This is a genomic window from Pseudomonas baltica (assembly GCF_014235765.1).
In the GTDB taxonomy this organism is placed as follows: domain Bacteria; phylum Pseudomonadota; class Gammaproteobacteria; order Pseudomonadales; family Pseudomonadaceae; genus Aquipseudomonas; species Aquipseudomonas baltica.
On sequence record NZ_JACMYH010000002.1, the window covers coordinates 588,668 to 611,652 of the forward strand.

The window sequence follows — 22,985 nt, forward strand, 5'->3', positions numbered from 1 at the left end:
AAAGCCTTCTGGCCCAGGCGCTACAAGGCCTTGGGCGTGATGTCTCGCTCGGCCGGCGCAGGCGCCAGTTCGAAGCCGGAAGGGGTCTTGCCTTGCAGGTGCCAGGCAAAGGCGATGATCTCTGCGATGGTCAGGTACAACTCGTGGGGGATGCTGTCGCCCAGTTCCATGCGTGCCAGCATCTTCACCAGCTCGGCATTTTCATACACCGGTACTTCGTATTCGCGCGCCATGGCCAGGATCGCTTCAGCCAGCTCATCGTCGCCCTTGGCAGTGAGGATAGGTGCCTTCTGGCCGTCGTAGCGCAGGGCGATGGCTTGGCGCGGGGCTCGTTCGTTCATGCGGTTTCATCCACCCAGCGTTGTTCCAGTCGCGTACGAGCGCCTTGGGGGGCGGTGCCTTGATGGCACTGCAGATCGGCCACGTTCAAACCGCTGGCCTGCAGGCGCTGCCGCAGATTGTCCAGTTGGTTTTCGATGAGCAGGGCGGTGGCTGGTCGTTGCGCCCATAACTGGCTGGAGAGGCTGCCGTGGGCCAGTTGCGCCTGCACCTGCAGCGGGCCCAGTGCATCCAGATCGAAGGCCAGGTCCAGGCGCCAGATCTTTTCCTGGGCGGGCCTGAGCTCGTTCTTGTCGTGGGGCTGTTGGTCCGGTGGCGGGTCTTCGCGTTGCACCTTGACCTGCAGCGGGATGAAATCGTGTAGGTGGCGCATGGGGATCTCCAGTTGCCAGGTGGTCTGCGTGGCGCCATCTGGGGTACGCCCGGTCTGTTCCAGGCCAGCGAGCTGATGACTCTGCAGGCGCGCCACCGCCGCACCGGCCAGGCGCAGCAGGTGTTCGAGATCGTCTTCGCCTTCGCTTTTCTGCGCCGTGCGGGCGGGCAGGGGAAAGCTTGCCGGGACGATTTTTTCGCTGACCTGCCCCCAGGCATTCAGGGCATTGCGCACGCGCCCCGGCAGCACCTGAGCGAGCACATTGGCCGCCACGGCCGGTTGCGCCGCCGGATTGGGCACCGCAGCAGGCGCGATCTGCGCCATCAGGCGCAGCAGCGCCGACTTGAGATCGGGTGCCGGTTGGCCGTTGAGCAGATTGGCTTCCAGGAATGCGCCGCTGGCGACCACGGCCTGTGCAACGGTTTTCGGGTCGGCCATTTGCTGCATGTCCGGCAAGCTGGCCAACAGGCGCTCCAGGCCCGCCCGCGTCGGTGGCGCGAGTTCCGGGTTCTGCCGCAGGCTCTGCACCGCGCTCAGGAGGCTGTCCAAGGAACCCTGCCGAGCTTGCTGGGCGCCCAATTGCTGGGCCACGGCCAGTTGGTCCATGCGCCCGCTCAAGGGCACGAAATTCAGGCTGCGGTCGCTCATCACCTGGGCGCTGAGCAGGCTGCCCAGGCGCAGCGGCTGAGGGCTCTCGATGGCCAGGATATTGCCCGCCTGAGCGGTGTTGAGCAGGGTCACCATGGCCCGATACACCGCCGGCTGCCCGGCGATCTGCGGCAGCATCTGGCTGCTGCTGACCTTGCCCTGCAACAGCGTGCCCACCGGCAATGCCTGGGTGTCGATGCGGGTCAGGGTCAGCGGGGCGCCGTTGCCGCGCTCCTGGGTGGCGACCAGGGCCGCGCCGCCGGCCAGATGCGAAACCAGCAATGCAGTGCCCTGGGGCAGCGGTTGCAGGCTGCTGGCGGTGATCGTCGCCACCCCGCCACCGGCCAGGCTCAGGCGCAACAGCAGTTGAAAGTCCTGGGCGCCGGCCTTGACCGACACCACCTCGGCGTCGACTGTCTCGCCCAAAGCCAGCAGGTTGTCCAGTGGCTGGGTGATCTTCACCATCTCGGTGTTCGAGGCACTGGCGCGCGCGGCTCCGTTGGCAGACGGCAGCGCGGCTAGGTTGCTGATCAGGTCAGGCATGGATGAAACCTGTGTCGGTTGCGCCCTTGGGCGTGAGCTGCGCATGTATAATGCGCGGCCACTGCGGCCGGCTCTGCTATACAGTGCCATGGAAGTATAGCGGCCATGCCCTGCAGAACTTGAACACGGCTCGACGCCGTGACGTGCGATCCGATTTCATAAGGCCGAGTCTTGACCCCATACCTGGATGCCACCGATCTATCCTGCGAGCGCGATGGGCGGCTGCTGTTCGAGCGTCTGCAGGTGCAGGTGGCAGCCGGCGACATGCTTCAGGTGTGCGGCCCCAACGGCTGTGGCAAGACCAGCCTGCTGCGCCTGCTGGCCGGGTTGATGCAGCCCGCTGAAGGGCAGGTCGCCCTGACGGCGCAGGCGCAGACCGCACACCGGCGCGAACGTGGCTGCCCGCTGGTATGGATCGGCCATGCGCCCGGCATCAACGAGACACTCAGCGCCGAGGAAAACCTGGCCTGGCTCTGCGCGCTGCACACCCCGGCCAGTCGCGAGCGCATCTGGGCGGCATTGGCGGCCATCGGCCTGCGCGGTTTCGAAGACGTGCCGTGTCACCGGCTTTCAGCCGGCCAGCGGCGCCGCGTGGCGCTTGCTCGTCTGCATCTGCCCGGCCCGCCGCTGTGGATTCTCGACGAGCCGTTCACTGCACTCGATGCACAGGCAGTGGAGCAGTTGGAACGGCACCTGGTTGGACACTGCGAGCGAGGCGGCATGGTCGTGCTGACCACCCATCATCTGCTGGCGCAGACCCCCGGCAGCTACCGGCGGCTGGAACTGGACGCGCAGGCGGCATGAGTGTTTTCGTCCTGTTGCTCAAGCGCGAAGCACGGCTGCTGTGTCGACGGCCCGCCGAGCTGGCCAACCCGCTGGTGTTTTTCGCCCTCGTCATCGCGCTGTTCCCGCTGGCCGTGGGTCCGCAGATGCAAGTGCTGCAAGGTCTTTCCCCCGGCCTGGTATGGGTAGCGGCACTGCTGGCCGTGCTGCTGTCACTCGACGGCCTGTTTCGCAGCGATCTGGAGGACGGTTCGCTGGAACAATGGATATTGTCCGAACATCCACTGCCCTTGCTGGTGCTGGCCAAGGTGCTGGTGCACTGGCTGTTTTCCGGGCTGGCGCTGGTGCTCGTTTCCCCGCTGCTGGCGCTGATGCTCGGGCTGCCCGAGCGCTGCCTGCCGGTGCTGTTGCTGTCGTTGCTGCTCGGCACCCCGGTGCTCAGCCTGCTCGGCGCAGTGGGGGCGGCGTTGACGGTCGGGCTCAAGCGCGGCGGCCTGCTGTTGGCGCTGCTGACGCTGCCGTTGTACATCCCGGTGCTGATTCTGGGAAGTGGCGCCCTGCAGGCGTCGTTGCAGCAGCTGCCAGCCACAGGTTACCTGTTGTGGCTGGGCAGCCTGACAGCGTTGTCGGTGACCTTGGCGCCTTTCGCCATCGCGGCGGGGCTGAAGATCAGTGTCGGCGAATGAACGGGCCAGGCCGCGTGTGCGTCTGGCTCATGCTTTTGGATACGGGGTCATGAAAAACAAGGTGATGAACTGGACGTGGTTTCACAAGCTCGGCTCGCCCAAGGCATTCCATGCCCTGAGCGGACGCCTGCTGCCGTGGTTGAGCGCGGCGGCGGCACTGCTGATCGGCACGGGCGTTGTCTGGGGGCTGGCTTTCGCGCCGCCGGATTACCAGCAGGGCAACAGTTTTCGCATCATCTACATTCACGTGCCAGCAGCCATGCTTGCCCAGTCCTGCTACGTGATGATGGCGCTGGCCGGCGTGGTGGGGCTGGTGTGGAAGATGAAGATCGCCGACATCGCGCTGCAATGCGCTGCACCGGTGGGCGCCTGGATGACCGTGTTGGCGCTGGCCACGGGCGCCATCTGGGGCAAACCGACGTGGGGCAGTTGGTGGGTCTGGGATGCGCGCCTGACCTCCATGCTCATCCTGCTGTTCCTCTACCTGGGGCTGCTTGCCCTGGGGCAGGCCATCGGCAACCGCGAGAACGCGGCCAAGGCCTGTGCGGTACTGGCCATCGTTGGCGTGGTCAACATTCCGATCATCAAGTATTCGGTGCAGTGGTGGAACACCCTGCATCAGGGCGCCACGTTCAGCCTGACCGAAAAACCGGCGATGCCCGCGCAGATGTGGTTGCCGCTGCTGCTCACGGTGCTCGGCTTCTACTGTTTCTTCGGCGCCGTGCTGTTGTTGCGCATGCGCCTGGAGGTGCTCAGACGCGAAGCCCGCAGCCGCTGGGTCCGGGAGTACCTGGCCGGTGCCTTGAAAACGAAGGCCGCGCCATGAGCTTCGATTCGTTCGGCGAGTTTCTGAGCATGGGGCGCCACGGCGTCTACGTCTGGTCGGCCTATGGCCTGTGCCTGCTGGTGCTGGTGGTCAACGTGGCCGGACCGCTGCTGGCCCGGCGACGTCACCTGCAACAGGGAGCGCGACGTCTGCGCCGGGAGGGTCGACCGTGAATCCGCTACGCAAAAAACGCCTGACGCTCATCCTCGCCCTGGTGGCAGGTGTCGCGCTTGCCGTGGGCCTGGCCCTGGGTGCATTGCAGCAGAACATCAACCTGTTCTACACGCCGACCCAGATCGCCAATGGCGAGGCGCCGGTGGGCACGCGCATTCGCGCCGGCGGCATGGTCGAGCGGGGCTCGCTGCAGCGTTCCGGCGACTCGCTGGATGTCCGCTTCGTGGTTACCGACTTCCAGCGCAGCGTCACCATCACCTACCGCGGCATCCTCCCCGACCTGTTTCGCGAGGGGCAGGGTATCGTCGCCCTCGGCACCCTGAACGCTGCCGGCGTGGTGCAGGCGGACGAGGTACTGGCCAAGCACGACGAGAAATACATGCCCCCGGAAGTCACCAAAGCCTTGAAAGACTCCGGCCGAATGGAAGCTTCGCCATGATCGCTGCACTGCTGGTGCCCGAACTGGGCCAATTGTCGATGATCCTGGCGCTGTGTCTGGCCCTGGTGCAGGCCAGTGTGCCGTTGGTTGGTGCCTGGCGCGGCGACCGGCTGTGGATGGGCCTGGCGCGGCCAGCTGCGTGGGGCCAGTTCACGTTCTTGGTGCTGGCGTTCGCCTGCCTGGCCGCAAGTTTCCTCAACGACGACTTTTCCGTGCGCTACGTGGCCGAAAACTCCAACAGCGCCTTGCCCTGGTACTACAAGTTCAGCGCGGTATGGGGTGCACACGAGGGCTCGTTGCTGCTGTGGGCGCTGATCCTGGGCGGCTGGACCTTCGCCGTGTCGATCGGCTCGCGGCAGTTGCCGCAGGTGATGCTGGCGCGGGTGCTGGCAGTGATGGGCATGATCAGCGTCGGCTTCCTGCTGTTCCTGATCCTGACGTCCAATCCCTTCGCTCGGGTGCTGCCGCAGATTCCCGCCAACGGCCGCGACCTCAACCCCTTGCTGCAGGACATCGGCCTGATCGTTCACCCGCCCATGCTGTACATGGGCTACGTCGGTTTTTCGGTGGCCTTTGCCTTCGCCATTGCCGCGCTGCTGGGCGGCAAGCTGGACGCGGCCTGGGCACGCTGGTCACGTCCCTGGACGATGGTGGCATGGAGCTTTCTGGGTATCGGCATCACCCTGGGCTCATGGTGGGCGTACTACGAACTGGGCTGGGGCGGCTGGTGGTTCTGGGACCCGGTGGAGAACGCCTCGTTCATGCCCTGGCTGGTGGGTACCGCGCTGATCCATTCGCTGGCGGTCACCGAGAAGCGCGGCGTGTTCAAGAGCTGGACGGTGCTGCTGGCCATCGCCGCGTTTTCCCTGAGCCTGCTGGGAACGTTCCTGGTGCGCTCGGGCGTGCTGACCTCGGTGCACGCGTTCGCGTCCGACCCAACGCGGGGGGTGTTCATCCTGATCTTCCTGTTGTTCGTGGTGGGTGGTTCGCTGACCCTGTTTGCGCTGCGCGCGCCGGTGGTCAAGAGTCACGTGGGCTTCGGCCTGTGGTCGCGCGAAACCCTGCTGCTGGGCAACAACCTGATTCTGCTGGTAGCCGCCTCCATGATTCTGCTGGGTACGTTGTATCCGCTGGCCCTGGATGCCCTGACCGGCGCCAAGCTGTCGGTCGGCCCACCCTATTTCAATGCGCTGTTCGTGCCCTTGATGGCGCTGCTGATGCTGACCATGGCGGTCGGTGTGCTGGTGCGATGGAAACACACACCCACGGCCTGGCTGCGCGGCATGCTGGTGCCAGTACTGATTGGCAGTGCCGTGCTGGCGCCGCTGGCAGCGTGGTGCCTAGGGGATTTTGCCTGGCCGGTATTGACCATCTTTGCGCTGGCTGCCTGGGTGCTGCTGGCCGGTGCCCGCGACCTGCACGACAAGACCCGTCACACGGGCCTTCGCCGAGGCCTGGCTGGCTTGCCGCGCAGCTACTGGGGCATGCAACTGGCCCACTTGGGCATCGCCGTCTGTGCCTTGGGCGTGGTGCTGTCTAGCCACGACAGTGCCCAGCGCGACCTGCGCATGGCACCGGGCGATGCAGTGGAACTGGGTGGCTATCAATTCATCTTCAACGGTGCCGAGTCTCATCGCGGGCCGAATTTCACCGCTCAGCGTGGCAGCGTCCAGGTCCTGCGCGAGGGTATACAGGTCAGCTTGCTGCATCCCGAAAAGCGTTTGTACACCGTTCAGCAATCGGTGATGACCGAGGCAGGCATCGACGCCGGTTTTACCCGCGACCTCTACGTTGCCCTGGGTGAACCGCTGGAAAACGGTGCGTGGGCCGTACGCATCCACGTCAAGCCGTTCGTACGCTGGATCTGGCTGGGCGGGTTGCTGACGGGGCTGGGGGGATTGCTCGCCGCGCTGGACAAGCGCTATCGGCTCAAGGTCAAAGCGCGCGTGCGTGACGTACTCGGCAAAGGAGCCCCGGCATGAAGCGTTGGCTGCTGGCGCTGCCCTTGGGCGCATTCCTGATAGTGGCGGTGCTGCTTTACCGCGGCCTCCACCTGGACCCGGCACAGCTGCCGTCGGCGCTGATCGGCAAGCCGTTTCCCGTGTTCAGCCTGGCCGATACCCCGGGCGAACGGACATTGACCCGCGCCGACCTGCTGGGCAAACCCGCACTGGTCAATGTCTGGGGCACCTGGTGCGTGGCCTGTCGGGTCGAGCATCCGCTGCTCAACACGCTGGCCCGGCAGGGCGTGCTGATCTACGGCATCAACTACAAGGATGACAACGCAGCCGCGCGCCGCTGGTTGGCGGACTATCACAACCCCTACGCGCTGGACATCAATGACAAGGACGGCACTCTGGGCCTGGATCTGGGCGTATACGGCGCGCCGGAGACCTTTCTCATCGACGCCCGCGGGGTGATTCGCCACAAGTGGGTGGGTGTCATCGACCAGACCGTATGGCGCGAGCAGTTGGCGCCGCTGTACCAGGCGCTGCTCGACGAGGCCCGACCATGAACCTGAAACGCTGGCTGCTGACCTGCATGCTGCTGTCGAGCCTGGCCGGAGCGTCGCACGCCGCCATCGACACCTATAGGTTCGCCAATGACGACTTGCGCGAGCGCTTTCACCAGTTGACTCAGCAGTTGCGTTGTCCGAAGTGCCAGAACCAGGACATCGCCGACTCCAATGCGCCCATTGCCGGCGACCTGCGCCGGGAGATCCATCGGCTGTTGACCGAAGGCAAGAGCGACGAGCAGATCATCGAGTTCATGGTCGACCGCTATGGCGAATTCGTCCGCTACAGACCGGCGCTGACCGCGCGCACCGGGCTGCTCTGGTTCGGCCCGGCGGCGTTGCTCGTGGCCGGCGTGGGGGTGATCGCGGTGACGGTGCGCCGCCGACGTCGGCAACCGGCCACCAGCCCGCGCGATCTCGACCCGGGCGAGCGGGCTCGCCTGGCTGACTTGCTTGCCCAAAAACCGCTGGATGAAGACCGCCCATGATCGATTTCTGGCTCGCTGCCGGGGTGTTGCTGCTGGTAGCACTGAGTTTCGTGCTGGTGCCGTTGCTGCGGGCTCGTCGCGAGCAGCCCGAGCAAGATCGTAGGGCACTCAACGTGGCGCTGTACCAAGAGCGACTGGCCGAGCTGAACACCCAGCAAAGGGCGGGTGTACTGACTCCCGCACAGCTGGAAAGCGGCCAGGCGGAAGCGGCCCGTGAGCTGCTTACCGATACCGACGGCAGCCAGACGGCTTCGGATGTTCGCCTGGGCCGCGCGGTTCCGCTGGCTGCGGCGCTGCTGGTGCCGGTCCTGGGGCTGGTGCTGTACCTGCATTACGGCGCCAGCGACCAGGTCGAGTTGAGCCGCGAGTTCGCCGTGCCGCCCACGTCCGTGGCGCAGATGACGGCGCGCCTGGAGCAGGCGGTGCAGATGCAGCCAGAGGCCGTAGAGGGCCTTTACATCCTGGGACGAACCTACATGGCGCAGAATCGCCCAGCGCAAGCAGCCGCGCTGTTCGAGCGTGCGGCGTCCCTGACCGGGCGGCAGCCCGAGGTATTGGGGCAGTGGGCGCAGGCGCTGTATTTTGCTGCGGGCAGGCAGTGGTCCGAACCCATCCAGGCGTTGACCGACGAAGCCCTGCTGGGCGATCCGAAGGAGCCGACCAGCCTTGGCTTGCTCGGCATCGCCGCCTTCGAGAGTCAGCGCTTCGAACAAGCCATCGGCTACTGGGAGCGGCTGCTGGCAACGTTGCCGGATGCGGACCCGGCGCGCACGGCGTTGCAGGGTGGAATCGCGCGCGCTCGTAGCCAACTGGCGTCCGCCGACACACCGCCAGCCTCGCGGCCCACGCCAGCGCGCGCCGGGTTGAAGGTGCGGGTGACGCTGGCGCCCGCGCTGGCCGCCAAGGTGCAGCCGGGTGACAGCGTGTTCGTCTTTGCTCGCGCGGTGTCCGGGCCACCGATGCCGCTGGCGGTCAAGCGCCTGACGGTCGCTGACCTCCCGGCGCAGGTCGAGCTGGCGGACAGCGACGCGATGATGCCACAGCTGAAACTGTCGAACTTTGCCGAAGTCCAACTCATCGCCCGGATATCCAGGGCCGGCCAGCCCACTCAGGGCGAATGGCTGGCACGCGGTGCGCCGATTGCCAGTGACAGCGCCGCCGTGCAGCAATTGATGATCGACAGTCCCGACCTTTAGAGAGATGCCATGAACCGTTTAGCTCGAATGGCCGTGATCGGCCTGGCCCTGGGCATGAGTGCCTGCGCCGTACAGCGCCCGTCCGAACCGGAGCCCCGGCCGCCGGTGCAGACCCTGCCACCAGCCGGACCGAGCACGGCGCCGCCCCCGCCTGCGCCGCCCACACCGCCTGCACCCAAGCCCCTGCCACGCACCTCGGCCAGCTTCGCGCCGCCGCCCGGTGGTGCCAGTCACTGGGACCCGAGCCTGGGCGTCTACGTGCTTGAGGATCAGCCCGACACCTACTACCGGCAGCGTACCTACTACCGGTGGAATGATGGCTGGAGCTGGGCCACCAGTCCCAAGGGGCCCTGGGAAGCCACCGACACCACCGGTGTGCCGGCTGGCTTGGGGCGCATGCATCCCTGAACCCTGGCCGGCGTGAAGCAGGCCAGCCAGCGTTGACCGCCGTTACTGGCCGGTATAGATCTGGTCGAACACGCCACCGTCGTTGAAGTGGGTCTTCTGCACGCTGCGCCAGTCGCCGAAGGTCTTCTCCACCGAGAGGAATTCAACCTTTGGGAAGCGGTCGGTGTACTTGGCCAACACCGCAGGGTCGCGGGGGCGCAGGTAGTTGTTTGCAGCGATCTCCTGGCCTTCGGGCGACCACAGGTACTTCAGGTATTCATCGGCTGCGGCGCGCGTGCCTTTGCGGTCGACCACCTTGTCGACCACGCTGACCGGCGGCTCGGCTTCGGCGGACACGCTGGGGTAGACCACTTCGAACTGATCGCGGCCGAACTCGCGGGCGATCATTTCCGCTTCGTTCTCGAAGGTGATCAGCACATCGCCGATCTGGTTGGTCATGAACGTAGTGGTTGCACCGCGGCCGCCGGTGTCGAGTACCGGCGCCTGCTTGAACAGCTTGCCGACGAAGTCGCGGGCCTTGTTTTCGTCGCCGCCGTTCTTCAGCACATAGCCCCACGCCGACAGGTAGGTGTAGCGGCCGTTGCCGGACGTCTTGGGGTTGGGGACGATGACCTGCACGCCGTCCTTGAGCAGGTCGGGCCAGTCCTTGAGCGCCTTGGGGTTGCCCTTGCGGACGATGAACACGGTCGCCGAGGTGAACGGTGCACTGTTGTTTGGCAGGCGCGTGACCCAGTTGTCAGGCACCAGCTTGCCATTGTCGGCCAAGGCATTGATGTCGGTGGCCATGTTCATGGTGATGACATCGGCCGGCAGGCCATCGATCACCGAGCGCGCCTGCTTGCTCGAACCGCCGAAGGACATCTGCACGGTGATCGCTTCGTTGTGTTCAGCCTGCCAGTGTTTCTGGAAGGCGCTGTTGTAGTCCTTGTAGAAGTCGCGCATCACGTCGTACGAGACGTTGAGCAGGCTGGGGGCGGCCTGGGCCAGGCCGGTCAGGGTCAAGCCTGCCGCCAACAGCGAGGCACCGATCAATTTCTTCACTGCAGTTCCCTCTTCGAGCGTTCTTGGAAATAGGCGGCATTATGCCTGCGCGGCTACCTCGACATGATGGGCACGGTTAGATCAAAAACTGCTGTGCTTATAGCGCTTTTTTGAACAAGGCATTGCCGCATTGCGAGCAGAAGGACGCTGCCTGCTCATGGCTGCCTTTGTGACACACCGCGCACTCGTGCTGCAGGCCCTCGCCACGCATGGCGTTGGCCAGTTCGGCGGTAAAGATGCCGGTGGGCACTGCGATGATCGAATAACCGGTGATCATCACCATGGCCGAGAGCACCTGGCCGATCGGCGTGGTCGGCACGATGTCGCCGTAGCCGACGGTGGTCAGGGTGACGATGGCCCAGTAGATGCCGGTGGGAATGTTGGCGAAGCCGTTCTGCGGCCCTTCGACCACATACATCAAAGTCCCGAATACCGTGACCAGGGTGCTGACGCTGACCAGAAACACGATGATCTTCTGCTTGCTGCCGCGCAGGGCTGCCAGCAGGTAGTTGGCCTGCTTCAGATAAGGGCTGAGCTTGAGTACGCGAAAGATCCGCAGCATGCGCACCACGCGCACGATCATCAGGTACTGGGCGTCGCTGTAGTAGATGGCCAGGATGCCGGGCACGATCGCCAGCAGGTCGATCAGGCCGTAGAAGCTGAACGCGTAGCGCAGAGGCTTGGGCGAACAGTACAGGCGCAGCAGGTATTCGACGGCGAAGATGAAAGTGAAGCCCCATTCGATCCAGGCGAACAGGTCGGCATACTGGCTGTGGACGGTCTCGACGCTGTCGATGATCACCACCAGCAGGCTGGCGAGGATGATCAGCAACAAGGTCTTGTCGAAGCGCCGTCCGGCAGGGGTGTCGCTTTGAAAAACGACGACGTACAGGCGATCACGCAGAGTGGTCATAGAAAGGTGCTTCCCGAAGAGGCGCACAGCGTAGGAGCTTTGCCGCGCGGGTGCAAGGCCGTGCGCCAAGCCTTGCCCAGCCTGGGCTAATCCGGCGTACAGCCTTTGAGCACCAGGCGCGTGATGGTGTCGATGGCGGCTTCGTAATCGGCGTCGTCCAGTTTCGCCTTGCCGGTGATCGAAGCGATCTGCCAATCGAAGTCGGCGTAGGTCTGGGTTGCGGCCCAGATGCTGAACATCAGGTGATGGGGGTCGACCGGGGCGATCTGGCCGCGATCGATCCAGGTCTGCAGGCACTGGATGTTGTGCCGGGCCTGGGCATTGAGCAGCTCCACCTGATCGGCGCTCAGGTGCGGCGCGCCATGCATGATTTCGCTGGCGAACACTTTCGAGGCGAAGGGCAGGGCGCGGGAGATATGGATCTTGGAGCGGATATAGGCACGCAGCACCTCCTGCGGCTCGCCTGCCGTATCGAACGGCGTGGACGCCTGCAGGATCGGCTCGATGATGCTTTCCAGCACCTCGCGGTAGAGGTTTTCCTTGGACTTGAAGTAGTAGTAGACGTTGGGCTTGGGCACGCCGGCCTTGCTGGCGATGTCGTGGGTCTTGGCGGCGGCGAAACCCTTGTCGGCGAATTCCTCACTGGCCGCGCGCAGAATCAGTGCCTTGTTGCGCTCGCGAATACTGCTCATGGTGGGCAAAAGTCCTTGTTTCTGCGCGGTGGACCCCAGCTGTGCTGCAGGGTCCGCGATGGTAGCACCGGCGTTGCCGAGCCCTCAACAATGGCCCGGCAGGGAACTTAGCCGACCCCCGTGCGTCAGCCACCTAACTTACTCATGAGGATGCTCCCCGTGGCCGCAGGCAATTTGCTGACGCTTCTCGACGATATCGCGACTCTGCTCGACGACGTTTCCCTGGCCGCGAAGAAAACCGCCGGGGTGCTGGGCGACGATCTGGCGCTCAATGCCCAACAGGTCACCGGGGTCAAGGCGGACCGTGAACTGCCGGTGGTCTGGGCGGTGGCCAAGGGTTCCCTGCTGAACAAGGCGATCCTGGTACCGGCAGCGCTGTTGATCAGCGCATTCGCGCCCTGGCTGATCACGCCGCTGTTGATGATCGGCGGCGCGTACCTGTGCTTCGAAGGCTTCGAGAAGGTCGTGCACAAGTTCCTGCACAAGGATTCGGCCGCCGACCTCGAGCAGCGCAAGGCCGCCATGGCCGATGCCAAGGTCGACATGGTGGCGTTCGAGAAGGACAAGATCAAAGGTGCGGTGCGCACCGACTTCATCCTCTCGGCGGAGATCATCGTGCTGGCATTGGGCGTGGTGTCCACGAGGCCCTTCCTGGACCAGGTCGGCGTGCTGGTGATCACTGCTGTGCTGATCACCGTAGGTGTCTATGGGCTGGTGGCCGGCATCGTCAAGCTCGACGACGTTGGCCTCTACCTCAAGCAGAAGACCGGCGCGGCCAGTCAGGCGCTGGGCAACGGGCTGCTGTGGTTGGCGCCCGTGCTGATGAAGGTACTGTCGATACTGGGCACCATTGCCATGTTTCTGGTGGGCGGCGGAATCATCGCGCATGGCCTGCCGTTCGTGCATCACGTCAGTGAGGCGGCGGTGGCGCTGGCTGGCGGCGGGCTGATGGGCACGGTGGCCAGCACTCTGGTCGACGCGCTGACCGGCATTCTTACCGGCGCCGCCGTATTGGCAGTGGTCAGCCTGGGCAAGAAACTCTTCGGGAAATCCCACTGACGGGTCGAATGTCATCGTGGCGGCGGGGCATGCTGAGTCTGGGCGCGACAGTGTGCTCCCGGCTCACCGTGTGGGCCGCTGACGCGGCTTGAGCCGCTGCTACAGGGTCGGTATTGGTGCGTGGTATAGGTGTAAGTTTTAAACTATTTAATATATATCGCACGCAAACTATGAGTGCTGTTGTTCAAATCAATAGGCCAGTAGTTATTCTTTGCCCATACAACCATTGATCCGGTAGCGACAATTAAATGGGATTAACCGGGTGTTGTTGTTTCCTACCTATGATGGTGCTGTTCCGAAGTCTCCTCTCCATCGGAAGCGAGCGTGTGCCGATTCATAATTAGATCAGCCTGAGGAAACCACAATGTTCTTGCACAACAAGCGTTTGCAATACACAGTGCGTGTCGCGGCACCCAATCCAGGTTTGGCCAACCTGTTGCTGGAGCAATTCGGCGGTGCCCAGGGTGAACTGGCCGCGGCGGCACGTTACTTTACCTAGGCCCTGGCCGAGGATGATCCGGGCCGCAAGGATCTGCTGATGTCCATCGCCACCGAGGAACTCAGCCATCTGGAGATCGTCGGTTCGATCATCGTCATGCTCAACAAGGGCGCAAAAGGCCAGTTGGCAGAAGGTGTTCAGGAAGAAGGCGAGTTGTACCGTGCAATCAATGGTGCGGGCAATGATTCCCATATCACCAGCCTGCTGTATGGCGCCGGTGCTCCCCTGACGAACTCCGCAGGCGTTCCTTGGACCGCTGCTTATATAGATACCATTGGCGAACCGACTGCCGATATGCGCTCCAATATTGCCGCTGAATCACGGGCAAAGATTGTTTACGAGCGCTTGATGAATGTCACCGACGATCCAGGCGTGAAAGAAGCATTGGGATTCTTGATGACTCGGGAAATCGCCCACCAGTTGTCATTCGAAAACGCATTGCATGCCATTCAACCCAACTTTCCCCAAGGCAAGTTGCCAGGCATGCCGGAGTTCACCAACAAGTACTTCAATATGTCCGGCGAACCCAATGTACGCGGCCCGTGGAACCAGGGTGAAGAGTGGGAGTTCGTGGCCGAGCCGGAACCGGCCGTGGACGGCGGTGACGGCAGTGCGTCGGTGGTATTGAGCGCCAAGGATGCCAAGGTGCTGGAAGCGTTGAAGTTGCGTACCGAGTCCGATCCGGACGCCAACCCGGTTACCGGCGCGGACCTGGGTTCTGGCAAGGCGCAAAACGATTTGGCCTGATTGCCGCTCGGCTATCGCGCTGCAAGAAAAAACCTCCCTGCAGTACGCCTGCCGGGAGGTTTTTTCATCACAGGTTTCAGTTCTGCACGGCTGTCACCGAGCCACCGTCGACGCGCACATTGCTGCCATTGACGAATGACGCTCTCTCCGACACCAGCAGCGCGATCACCGCAGCGACTTCCTCGGCCTTGCCCCGACGTTTTTGCACGATGCCAGGGCGTTCCTCTTCGAGAAAACTCTCGATCGCCTCCTCGAATGAGGTGCCCATCTGCTGCGCGCGCTGCTCCATCATGCCATCGGTCATGGGCGTCTCGATGAAGGCAGGCGCGACGGTGTTGCACAGCACGCCGAATCCCGCTTCCTTGTAGGACAGGTTCTTGACGAACGCCGCCAGCGCAGCCTTGGCCACGTTGTACACCGCTTCCTCCCAGTACGGTTGCACCGCATTCTCCGAGGTAATGCAGACAAAACGTCCCCACTCTCGCTCACGCATTTTCGGAATGGTGGCCCGCGCCACGCGGACGGCGGAAAAGAAGTCAGTGCTCCAGGCTTCCTGGTAATCGGCGTCGGACAAAGCCAGTGGGTCGCCCTTGGCCCCGGTGACGCCAGCGGTGTGGACGACAATGTCGATCTGGCCAAAGCGTGCTTCGGCTTGAGCCACGAGATGGTCGACTTGCTGCTGGTCGGTCACATCGGCTACCACGCTCAGCACTGTCTCGGGCAACAGGGCGGCTACTTGCTCGAGCTTGTCTGCATCGTTGTCGCTCAACACGACAAAAACGCCTTCCTCACCCAGCAGCCTCGCTGTTGCCAGGCCCAGGCCGCCGCTGCCGCCAGTGATGAGCGCCACACGCCCCTTGATTCCCAGGTCCATACCGGCCTCTCGTTCGCGCAATGAATGTGCAGTTGAGACAGGCACGTCACAGCCGGGATTCAATCATTCTTCATGGATGAGAGCCGGCAGCTGCCGCAGGTCAGAGCATTTCGATGCGCCATGTTGCGCTGTGCAGCTTGATCCTGCGCGGCTTCAGGCTGGCTGGAGGCGTGTCGGCCAGCGTCTCGAGCAGCGCCTGGGGCTGTTCCATTGGCAGTTCCGCCAGTGCCTCGGGCGGCAGTTCCCACCACTGGCTGGCCAGCAGCCGCTCGATGGTTTCGGGGTCGAAGCGGTAGCGAATAACCCGTGCCGGCGTGCCGGCGACGATGGCGTAAGGCGGTACGTCCTTGTTCACAAGCGACTGAGCCCCAACCACGGCACCCGTGCCGATGCTGATCCCGTCCATGAGCATGGCGTCGCGCCCGATCCACACGTCATGGCCCAGGGTGGTCGGGGTACTGACGTAGTAGCCGGCGACTTCGGGAGTCCGAGCCGCCCGCAGGGCAAAGAGCTTGCTATGGGTAGACAGCCAGCCCAGCGGGTGGGACTGGCGGCTGTGACCGATGACCGTGCCGGCCGCAATCGAGCAGTAGCGTCCGATTTCGGACACCTCGTGCAACTCGGCACCGCTCATGATGGCGGTGTGTGCACCAATGCTCAGGCGCTGCCCGAACAGCTTGACGTCATGCAGCTTGACGCCTTCTTCCAGGGTCAGCTCGATACCATTGCGCAGGCCCCGGCTGCCGCAGTCAAGGCGACACTTGCGTGCCGCCAGGGCCTTCTTCAGCTTGCGGTCGAGCAGGGCGCGTTTGAGAACGTTCATTGCGTGGGTCCGAATCAGTGAGGCAGACCGCCAGCATATCTCATACGTCGCCTCAGGGAATCAAACGCTCGCTGCGCAGCTTCTCGAACACATCGAAGAACGCCTGGTCACTGGCCTGGAACTCCTTGAAGCCCAAGCGGCGGCTCTTGGAAACGTCGGTCACCACTTCGATGGGCCGGCCCAGGTCGGCGTCGGTGTGCCATGGTGAAACCAGGCGGTCGATATCGGCTTCCAGCAGGCCATGCTCCTGAGCCAGCTGCTGCCACACCGCCGCATCGTCGGCCATCTGCTCGGCCAGGGGCGTGACCTGCTGGGGAAAGGGCGAAGCCTGCACACCGAACCAGTCGGCGATCTGCTGCCACATCCAGCTCCAGCGAAACACGTCGCCGTTGGTCACGTTGAACGCCTGATTGGCCGCGGCAGGCGTCGTGCTGGCCCACAGCAGTTGTTTGGCCAGTAGGCGAGCATCGGTCATGTCCGTCAGGCTGTCCCACTGCACGCGCGAACCGGGGAACACGAACGGCCGCCCGGTGGCCTTGCAGATCGACGCGTACACCGCCAGGGTGGTTGCCATGTTCATGGCGTTGCCCACCGCGACACCGGTGATGGTGTGGGGGCGATGCACGCTCCAGGTGAAGCCATCGCGCTCGGCGGCGGCGAACACTTCGTCTTCCTGGGCGTAATAGAAATTCTCGACGTCCAGGCGGCCTTGTTCCTCACGGAAGGGTGTCTGTGGCAGGCTGCCCTTGCCGTAGTTTTCGAACGGGCCCAGGTAGTGCTTGAGGCCGGTCACCAAGGCTACATGCTTGACGCTGCCCGCCGCGCGCAGCGCATCGAGCACGTTGCGCACCATGGCGGCGTTGACACGGATATTCTCCGCTTCGGTATCCTGGCGAGCCCACGTGGTCAAGAACACGTGGCTGGGCTTCAGCTCGGCCAGTGCCGTGGCCAGGGAGGCTGGGTCCATCAGGTCGGCCTGCACAGGGGTAACCCCTTCGGCCACGTTGGGCTTGCGCGCCAGTCCGGCAACCTGCCAACCCTGATCCAGCAGCAGTCGCGAAGTCGCGCTGCCGACGATACCGCTTGCGCCTACTACCAATGCAGAATGAGTCATGTCGTCTCCAGGTGTGAGTGGATGCTGTGGATGTGGACCGCAACATTCCGTCGGGGACTGCATCGGATGGCCTGTGGTGCGACGTCGCAGTGGTGCTGCAACGAGCGCTAGCGCTCGTCGAGCGCGAAGCGGGTCAGGCAGAAGGTGCCCACGCCGGCGTCCTGCAGACGCTGCGAGCCTTGCAACTCGGGCAGGTCGATGATCGCGGCGGCCTCGAACACCTCGGCCCCCATGCGCCGAACCAGATTGGCCGCGGCGATCAGGGTGCCGCCGGTGGCGATCAAGTCGTCGAACAGCACCAGCGAGTCGCCTTCGCACAGGCTGTCGGCATGCACCTCCAGGAACGCTTCGCCGTATTCGGTCTGGTAACCCTCGCTCAGCACATGGGCGGGCAGCTTGCCTTGCTTGCGGAACAGGATCAGCGGCTTGTTCAGCTGGTGGGCAACGATGGAACCGATCAGAAAACCGCGCGCATCCATGGCGCCGATATGGCTGAACGGGGCGTCGATGTAGCGGTGCACGAAACTGTCGATTACCAGGCGCAGAGCCTTGGGCGACTGGAACAGCGGGGTGATGTCACGAAACACCACGCCGGGCTTGGGGAAATCCGGCACAGGGCGGATCAGGGATTTGAAGCTGTGTTCGTCGAAAACCATCGGTCGTAGCTCTGGCAGGGCAGGGGTCGTGCAGTATAACCCTCAGTGGTGGCCAGTACTGCCCCACCTGGCGTGCTCATTCGAGCACCGTGCCACCGGCCACGGCGCACAGGCGTTGCGCATCGAGGATGCGTACTTCCTTGCCGTGCGCTTCGAGCAGCCCACCGTGCTGGAACCGAGTGAGCACCCGTGACACCGTTTCCATCGCCATGCCCAGGAAGTTGCCGATCTCGTTGCGCGACATGCTCAGACGAAACTGCACCGCCGAGTAGCCGCGTGCAGTGTGCCGGGCCGACAGATTGGCCAGGAAGGTCGCGATACGCTCCTCGGCGGTCTTTTTCGACAGCAGCAGCATCATTTGTTGATCGTCGCGGATCTCGCGACTCATCACCCGCATGAGCTGGCGACGCAGCTGCGGCAGCTGCACCGACAGCTCGTCGAGGCGTTCGAAAGGAATCTCGCACACCGACGTGGTTTCCTGTGCCTGCGCGGTCACCGGATACACCAGGCGGTCCATCCCGGACAACCCCAGCAGTTCGCTGGGCAGATGAAATCCGGTGATCTGCTCTTCACCCCTGTCGCTCAGGCTGAAAGTCTTCAACGCACCGGAACGCACGGCATATACGGCTGCGAAGGCTTCCCCCTGGCGAAACAGGAACTCACCCTTCTTCAGCGGGCGGCCGCGCTTGATGATGTCGTCCAGCGCATCCATGTCGGCCAGTTCCAGTGACAGCGGCAGGCACAGCGGCGCCAGGCTGCAGTCCTTGCAGTGGGCCTGATGAGGGGCGCGGTTTTTCGCCGGCTCGGACATTGCTTCGATCCTTGTTGAAACGTATTGATAAGTGCAAGTTCATCCCTGCAAGGGTAACCCAGCCGCGCGCCTGCAAGCCAACAACCGCCTGCACGCTCGGCGCACCCAGGGAACTACAGGTGGCCAACGGGCTCAGCTACAACAGGAAACCCATCACGTCATTGCCCGAGGTAAGCATCCATGAAAGCGCTCTTGCACGCCCTGAAGTACACCGGCCTGGTTGGAATGCTCTTCGCTGCCTCGTGCGGTGTGGGTGCTGCGCCGGGCGTCAGTGCCTCGAGCCCGGCGGCGGGTTCCGCTGCCAGCCCCGCAAGCACCACGGCCCCGGCACCTGGCACCGCCTCGACACCCGGCACTGCGCAGCCCCAGGCCAACACCACGCGCAACCCCTCCAGCAGCATGAATCGCGCGCCGGCCACTCGAAGTTCGAGTACGATCCCAAGGCCTGCGCCCTCGGCATCGCCTGAAGGCGGCGATATGCTCCAGCAGCAGCGCCAGCAAAGCGGTGAGCAGATGATCCAGGAACGCAAGGGGCGCGCAGCGGACAGCAACTGATCCTGAAACCGGAGAGACAAGTATGTCGAAGAAGATAGCGTTGGTGACAGGTGCCGGCAGCGGCATTGGCCAGGCAACGGCCCTCGGTTTGGCAGCCGACGGCTTCTGCGTGGTGCTGGCAGGCAGACGTCTGGAGACCGTGCAGGCCGTGGCTCGGAAGATCGCCGAGCAGGGCGGTGAAGCCCTGGCCGTGGCGGCCGATGTGCGTGACAGTGCCAGCGTGGACGCGTTGTTCGCCAGGGTCGAAGAGACTTACGGGCGCCTTGACGTCATCTTCAACAATGCCGGCATCGGCGCGCCCGCAGTGCCCATCGACGAGCTGGACGTGGCCAAATGGGCCGACGTACTGCAGACCAACGTCACCGGGGTTTTTCTGTGTTGTCGCGCGGCGTTCGGGTTGATGCGCCGACAGCAGCCGCAAGGTGGCCGGATCATCAACAACGGGTCGATCTCGGCGCACACGCCACGCAGTTTCAGCATGCCCTATACCGCCAGCAAGCACGCCGTGCTCGGCATTACCAAAAGCCTTGCGCTCGATGGTCGCGAGTTCAACATCGCCTGCAGCCAGATCGACATTGGCAACGCCCTCACCGATTTGTCGGCGCGCATGACCAAGGGTGTTCGCCAGGCCAATGGCGACATCGCCGTCGAACCCATGGTCGATATGGTTCACGTTGTCGACGCGGTTCGCTATATCGCCAAGCTGCCTCTATCGGCCAACGTACTCAACATGACCGTCATGGCGACCAACATGCCGTTCGTTGGCCGCGGCTGAAGTGCGCTCTGCCAGCCCGTCGCCTGTCTGGCGGGCACGTGCCACTGTCGATCCAGGCAAGGTACGGTTTATCATTCGTGCACTTTCACCTGTGTACGTCCTGCCGGAGCCTTGCTACCGATGTCACTGATCCATCACTCCACCTGCGCGCCGTCCGAAGACGTCAAGAGCCAATTGCTGCAGATTGTGGTCGACTACCTTACCGACATCAGCAGCCTGGGCATCACCCCGAGCAACCCTTTGTACCAGCTGTACCAATACGGCGTCGGCTATGAAGTGCATCTGTACCTGGAAGCGATGGCCGGAGGGCGTGAGGTAATACCGGAGCTGGTGCTGGCGTTCGACCCTGCGCAACCGGAAACGCTCGACGGCTTCGCCTTGTTCCTGCGAGCCGCCCATGACCCCGCAGTGTGCACGGTGGCCTACATGGCAGTGCGCATGGCGCGGCGCAGGCAGGGAGTGGCGCGGGCGTTAGTCGAGGCCATCCGGGTGCGTCATGCCCACGTCGAACTGGCGTGCGTAGTGGGCAAGGTGCCCTGGTTCGAGAATCTGGGCTTTCAGGTGATCGGCGCGCAGGGCCCGCAGGTCAAGCTGAGCAGCGATGGCGGGGCAACCGACCAACCCATTGCCGTGCTGGATGTCGCACCTGTCTACGCTTCGCTGGAGGTCCGCCAGATTCATGCCTATCTGCTCAATCAGCATGGGCGTAAAGCCATGCTCGAGGCCGAACGAAAACGTGACCGCCAGCTCGACCAAATGACGCGCCAGGCAGCGACATTCGCCAGGGATGCCCTGCAAGGCAAGCCATGTTGAGGTGCTTTACCCATCAATGCATGTGCAGTGAGGTCGTCACCTTGCTCAACAGCCGTTCGTTGGTCCACGGCTTTGGCAGAAACTGAACATTCGGCCCCAGATCCAGGTCGCGACCCGAGTAACCGGAGGTCAACAGAATCGGCAGGGTAGGCCAGCGCTCGGCGGCCATCTTGCTCAAGTCGTAGCCGTCCATATGCCCCGGCATACGGATATCGCTGACGACCATGTTGACTTCTCCCGGATGCGTCTCGAGAAAGTCGTAGCCTTGGTCGGCGGTTGCGAATGCCGTCACCTCGAAACCTGCATCTTCGAGCACCGTCGTCAGCAGGAGGCGGATAAGGTCCTCATCTTCAAGGACTAGAATGGAGGCGGTAGTCATGGGGGCGTCCCTTCAATGATGCGTAAGCGTCTGAACAGTCGACTGACGCAACGCGCAAGGGTTCTGTGCCTTAAAAAAAAGACTGACGAAAGGGCATAAACTGTTGCGCACAAGTTACGGATATGCAAAGAGAACGGCGCGTTTCCGCGGCCGCGACCAAAGTCATTATCGGTAGCAATTTGCCGTCGGACGAGCCACTGCCTGGCTGGCCGGTGACTAAGCGCAGGTGCTAACCTGCGGCCCGGCGCTGCGCCGTGGCCGTTTTGCTAGCGCCCTGGGCGGCAGTGCTGCGGGTGCAGCGGTATTCTTTCGAATGAGTCCGATCATGAACAAAGCAACAGGCATCATCGCCGGCATCGTCGTCATGGCTGCGGCCGCCACCCTGGGTGGCGCCTGGTATACTGGCACCCAGTTGGAGCCGGTCCTCGGCAATGCCATCGAGCAGGCCAATCGCGAATTGGCTGCCTCCTTCAGCGTCGACGGCCAGCCGGGCATGCAGATCGAATTGCTGTCCCTGGAGCGGTATTTCTTCACCAGCACCGCGCACTACCGACTCAGACTTCACGGCATGCAGGCCGAGGGTGGGCCCGAAAACCGCGAGTTGTTGCTGATCGATCATATCGAGCACGGGCCGCTGCCCTGGTCACACCTGAAAACGTTCAGGTTGATGCCGGTGATGGCCGCGAGCAACTTCGCCCTCGAGCGCAACGCCGACACCCAAGCCTGGTTTGCCATGAGTCAGGAGCAGCCGCCGTTGCGCGGTCAGGCCAGCATCGGTTACGACGGTGCCAGTGACACGCGCCTGCAACTGTTGCCGCTCGACGCCCGCGAGGGCAACGACACCGTGAAATTTTCCGGCTTGAACGCCCGCCTGGTGTTGAGCGCCGACGCCAGCCATTACAGCCTGACCGGCCGCAGCGAAGAACTGCTGGCCGACATCGAAGGCCAGGCAGGTCGCCTGCAGGCGCAATTCAAAGGCTTGAGCTTCGATACCGGCGGCACCCTGGGTACCTCTGGCCTGTACCTGGGGCACTCGGAACTCAAACTGGCCCAGGCCAGTCTGCAGGGCGCCGAGATCGCCCCCGTCCAGGTGGAAAACCTTGCCGCTTCCGGCCTGATGCAGGAAGTGGAGGGCAAGCTTGACGTCCAGGCCAGCTACAGTATCGGCGCCGTGAACTATGCCAGCCGACCAGTCGGCGCGCTGCAGATGAGCATCAAGCTGGCCAACCTCGATATCGTTGCCAGTCGGGAATTCGGTGATTTCTATCGAACGGTCATCGCGCCGCAGTGGCAGACACCTTTGCCAGATGGAACATTGCCACCCTTGCGCTTGAGCATTGCCCAGCGGCAACAATTGGAAACGCTCATCGGCAGGCTGCTGGATGCCAAGCCCCAGTTGCAATTGGAACGCTTGAGCCTGGCCACCGACCACGGCGAAAGTCATTTGAGCATGACGGCTCGCCTGGCCAATCCCGCGCCGGCCAAACCTGGCTCGCCAGCCTATTGGCCCGCACTCATCGCCAATGTGCAGGCGGATCTGCAACTGTCCAAGCCGATGCTGGCAGACGTCGGCAGCCTGCAGGCCAGGCTCCAGGGGCAGACGGACCCGGCCCGTGTGGAACAGGCCGGACGGGATCTGAGCGCTACCGTCGCCGGGCTGGGGCAGATGCTCGGGCTGGTCAAGGACGAAGGCGAGCATTTACGTGCCAGCCTGCGTTACAGCGATGCCGTGGTGGATTTCAACGGCCAGAAGATGCCCCTGTCGCAGTTCGCGCAGATGCTCGGACAGTTCAGCAGCATCGGTCAGCGCTGACGG

At 63.6% G+C, this 22,985-nt stretch carries 26 protein-coding genes and 1 pseudogene; 16 read left to right on the forward strand and 11 right to left on the reverse strand.

Going from position 1 to position 22,985, the window contains the following annotated elements; translation table 11 throughout:
• Window positions 1–20: 20 nt before the first annotated feature.
• Window positions 21–341: an EscU/YscU/HrcU family type III secretion system export apparatus switch protein gene (locus tag H7993_RS12095; RefSeq protein ID WP_185794520.1), complete on the reverse strand. Its 321-nt coding sequence runs from the start codon at window positions 339–341 to the stop codon at window positions 21–23.
• On the reverse strand, window positions 338–1,903 hold the full coding sequence (gene fliK / locus H7993_RS12100) for a flagellar hook-length control protein FliK (protein ID WP_185794521.1): 1,566 nt from the start codon (window positions 1,901–1,903) through the stop codon (window positions 338–340). The genes H7993_RS12095 and fliK overlap by 4 nt, the downstream gene beginning before the upstream one ends.
• 171 nt (window positions 1,904–2,074) lie before the next feature.
• On the opposite strand from fliK, the gene ccmA reads away from it, so the two are divergent.
• The 10 genes from ccmA (at window position 2,075) to H7993_RS12150 (ending at window position 9,418) form a co-directional block, all read left to right on the forward strand.
• The gene (gene ccmA / locus H7993_RS12105) at window positions 2,075–2,707 is read left to right on the forward strand and encodes a cytochrome c biogenesis heme-transporting ATPase CcmA (protein WP_185794522.1); all 633 of its coding nucleotides are present in this window, start codon (window positions 2,075–2,077) and stop codon (window positions 2,705–2,707) included.
• A complete protein-coding gene (gene ccmB, locus H7993_RS12110; RefSeq protein WP_122475867.1) occupies window positions 2,704–3,372 on the forward strand; it encodes a heme exporter protein CcmB in 669 nt (222 codons plus the stop codon). Before ccmA ends, ccmB begins: the two co-directional genes overlap by 4 nt.
• Window positions 3,373–3,433: 61 nt before the next feature.
• Entirely contained in the window at window positions 3,434–4,198 is a 765-nt protein-coding gene (locus tag H7993_RS12115; protein ID WP_185794566.1) for a heme ABC transporter permease, read from the forward strand.
• A complete protein-coding gene (gene ccmD / locus H7993_RS12120; RefSeq protein WP_185794523.1) occupies window positions 4,195–4,371 on the forward strand; it encodes a heme exporter protein CcmD in 177 nt (58 codons plus the stop codon). Before H7993_RS12115 ends, ccmD begins: the two co-directional genes overlap by 4 nt.
• Window positions 4,368–4,811, forward strand: a complete 444-nt coding sequence (gene ccmE, locus H7993_RS12125; protein ID WP_122475863.1) for a cytochrome c maturation protein CcmE — start codon at window positions 4,368–4,370, stop codon at window positions 4,809–4,811. The genes ccmD and ccmE overlap by 4 nt, the downstream gene beginning before the upstream one ends.
• Before the next feature lie 11 nt (window positions 4,812–4,822).
• Complete coding sequence (locus H7993_RS12130; protein WP_185794567.1) at window positions 4,823–6,793, forward strand: heme lyase CcmF/NrfE family subunit; 1,971 nt, start codon at window positions 4,823–4,825, stop codon at window positions 6,791–6,793.
• Window positions 6,790–7,326, forward strand: a complete 537-nt coding sequence (locus H7993_RS12135; RefSeq protein ID WP_185794524.1) for a DsbE family thiol:disulfide interchange protein — start codon at window positions 6,790–6,792, stop codon at window positions 7,324–7,326. The genes H7993_RS12130 and H7993_RS12135 overlap by 4 nt, the downstream gene beginning before the upstream one ends.
• A gap of 2 nt (window positions 7,327–7,328) precedes the next feature.
• Window positions 7,329–7,814: a cytochrome c-type biogenesis protein gene (locus tag H7993_RS12140; protein WP_244647046.1), complete on the forward strand. Its 486-nt coding sequence runs from the start codon at window positions 7,329–7,331 to the stop codon at window positions 7,812–7,814.
• Window positions 7,811–9,010, forward strand: a complete 1,200-nt coding sequence (gene ccmI / locus H7993_RS12145) for a c-type cytochrome biogenesis protein CcmI (protein WP_185794526.1) — start codon at window positions 7,811–7,813, stop codon at window positions 9,008–9,010. Before H7993_RS12140 ends, ccmI begins: the two co-directional genes overlap by 4 nt.
• Window positions 9,011–9,019: 9 nt before the next feature.
• Window positions 9,020–9,418 (forward strand): hypothetical protein, encoded by a 399-nt coding sequence (locus tag H7993_RS12150; RefSeq protein ID WP_185794527.1) that lies wholly within the window; start codon window positions 9,020–9,022, stop codon window positions 9,416–9,418.
• Between the two features lie 42 nt (window positions 9,419–9,460).
• On the opposite strand, the gene H7993_RS12155 is transcribed toward H7993_RS12150, so the two are convergent.
• From H7993_RS12155 to H7993_RS12165, 3 genes are all read right to left on the reverse strand, one after another.
• Window positions 9,461–10,459: a sulfate ABC transporter substrate-binding protein gene (locus H7993_RS12155; RefSeq protein ID WP_122475851.1), complete on the reverse strand. Its 999-nt coding sequence runs from the start codon at window positions 10,457–10,459 to the stop codon at window positions 9,461–9,463.
• Window positions 10,460–10,556: 97 nt separating this feature from the next.
• The gene (locus H7993_RS12160) at window positions 10,557–11,372 is read right to left on the reverse strand and encodes an ion transporter (protein WP_122475850.1); all 816 of its coding nucleotides are present in this window, start codon (window positions 11,370–11,372) and stop codon (window positions 10,557–10,559) included.
• An 86-nt stretch (window positions 11,373–11,458) separates the two neighbouring features.
• Window positions 11,459–12,064, reverse strand: coding sequence for a TetR/AcrR family transcriptional regulator (locus H7993_RS12165; protein ID WP_185794528.1), 606 nt, complete (start codon window positions 12,062–12,064; stop codon window positions 11,459–11,461).
• 159 nt (window positions 12,065–12,223) lie between these two features.
• Between H7993_RS12165 and H7993_RS12170 the strand changes: the two genes are divergently transcribed.
• Window positions 12,224–13,123, forward strand: a complete 900-nt coding sequence (locus H7993_RS12170) for a DUF808 family protein (protein WP_185794529.1) — start codon at window positions 12,224–12,226, stop codon at window positions 13,121–13,123.
• A gap of 364 nt (window positions 13,124–13,487) precedes the next feature.
• Window positions 13,488–14,369: pseudogene (locus H7993_RS12175) on the forward strand (manganese catalase family protein).
• 76 nt (window positions 14,370–14,445) lie between these two features.
• Here H7993_RS12175 and H7993_RS12180 read toward each other — a convergent pair.
• The 5 genes from H7993_RS12180 to fnr form a co-directional block, all read right to left on the reverse strand.
• Window positions 14,446–15,243, reverse strand: coding sequence for an SDR family NAD(P)-dependent oxidoreductase (locus H7993_RS12180; protein ID WP_122475843.1), 798 nt, complete (start codon window positions 15,241–15,243; stop codon window positions 14,446–14,448).
• Window positions 15,244–15,343: 100 nt separating this feature from the next.
• Window positions 15,344–16,066: a CatB-related O-acetyltransferase gene (locus H7993_RS12185; RefSeq protein ID WP_185794530.1), complete on the reverse strand. Its 723-nt coding sequence runs from the start codon at window positions 16,064–16,066 to the stop codon at window positions 15,344–15,346.
• A gap of 52 nt (window positions 16,067–16,118) precedes the next feature.
• Window positions 16,119–17,180 carry an SDR family oxidoreductase gene (locus tag H7993_RS12190; protein WP_185794531.1) on the reverse strand — a complete coding sequence of 354 codons (1,062 nt, stop codon included), beginning with the start codon at window positions 17,178–17,180 and terminating at the stop codon, window positions 16,119–16,121.
• Window positions 17,181–17,287: 107 nt separating this feature from the next.
• On the reverse strand, window positions 17,288–17,836 hold the full coding sequence (locus H7993_RS12195; RefSeq protein WP_122475837.1) for an adenine phosphoribosyltransferase: 549 nt from the start codon (window positions 17,834–17,836) through the stop codon (window positions 17,288–17,290).
• Between the two features lie 76 nt (window positions 17,837–17,912).
• Complete coding sequence (fnr, locus tag H7993_RS12200) at window positions 17,913–18,647, reverse strand: fumarate/nitrate reduction transcriptional regulator Fnr (protein WP_185794532.1); 735 nt, start codon at window positions 18,645–18,647, stop codon at window positions 17,913–17,915.
• 180 nt (window positions 18,648–18,827) lie between these two features.
• Between fnr and H7993_RS12205 the strand changes: the two genes are divergently transcribed.
• From H7993_RS12205 to H7993_RS12215, 3 genes are all read left to right on the forward strand, one after another.
• Window positions 18,828–19,202 (forward strand): hypothetical protein, encoded by a 375-nt coding sequence (locus H7993_RS12205; protein ID WP_185794533.1) that lies wholly within the window; start codon window positions 18,828–18,830, stop codon window positions 19,200–19,202.
• 22 nt (window positions 19,203–19,224) lie between these two features.
• Window positions 19,225–19,977 carry an SDR family oxidoreductase gene (locus H7993_RS12210; protein ID WP_185794534.1) on the forward strand — a complete coding sequence of 251 codons (753 nt, stop codon included), beginning with the start codon at window positions 19,225–19,227 and terminating at the stop codon, window positions 19,975–19,977.
• A gap of 120 nt (window positions 19,978–20,097) precedes the next feature.
• Entirely contained in the window at window positions 20,098–20,790 is a 693-nt protein-coding gene (locus H7993_RS12215) for a GNAT family N-acetyltransferase (RefSeq protein WP_185794535.1), read from the forward strand.
• Between the two features lie 13 nt (window positions 20,791–20,803).
• On the opposite strand, the gene H7993_RS12220 is transcribed toward H7993_RS12215, so the two are convergent.
• Entirely contained in the window at window positions 20,804–21,169 is a 366-nt protein-coding gene (locus tag H7993_RS12220) for a response regulator (RefSeq protein ID WP_122475828.1), read from the reverse strand.
• Window positions 21,170–21,494: 325 nt separating this feature from the next.
• Between H7993_RS12220 and H7993_RS12225 the strand changes: the two genes are divergently transcribed.
• Entirely contained in the window at window positions 21,495–22,982 is a 1,488-nt protein-coding gene (locus H7993_RS12225) for a YdgA family protein (RefSeq protein ID WP_185794536.1), read from the forward strand.
• Window positions 22,983–22,985: the final 3 nt, after the last annotated feature.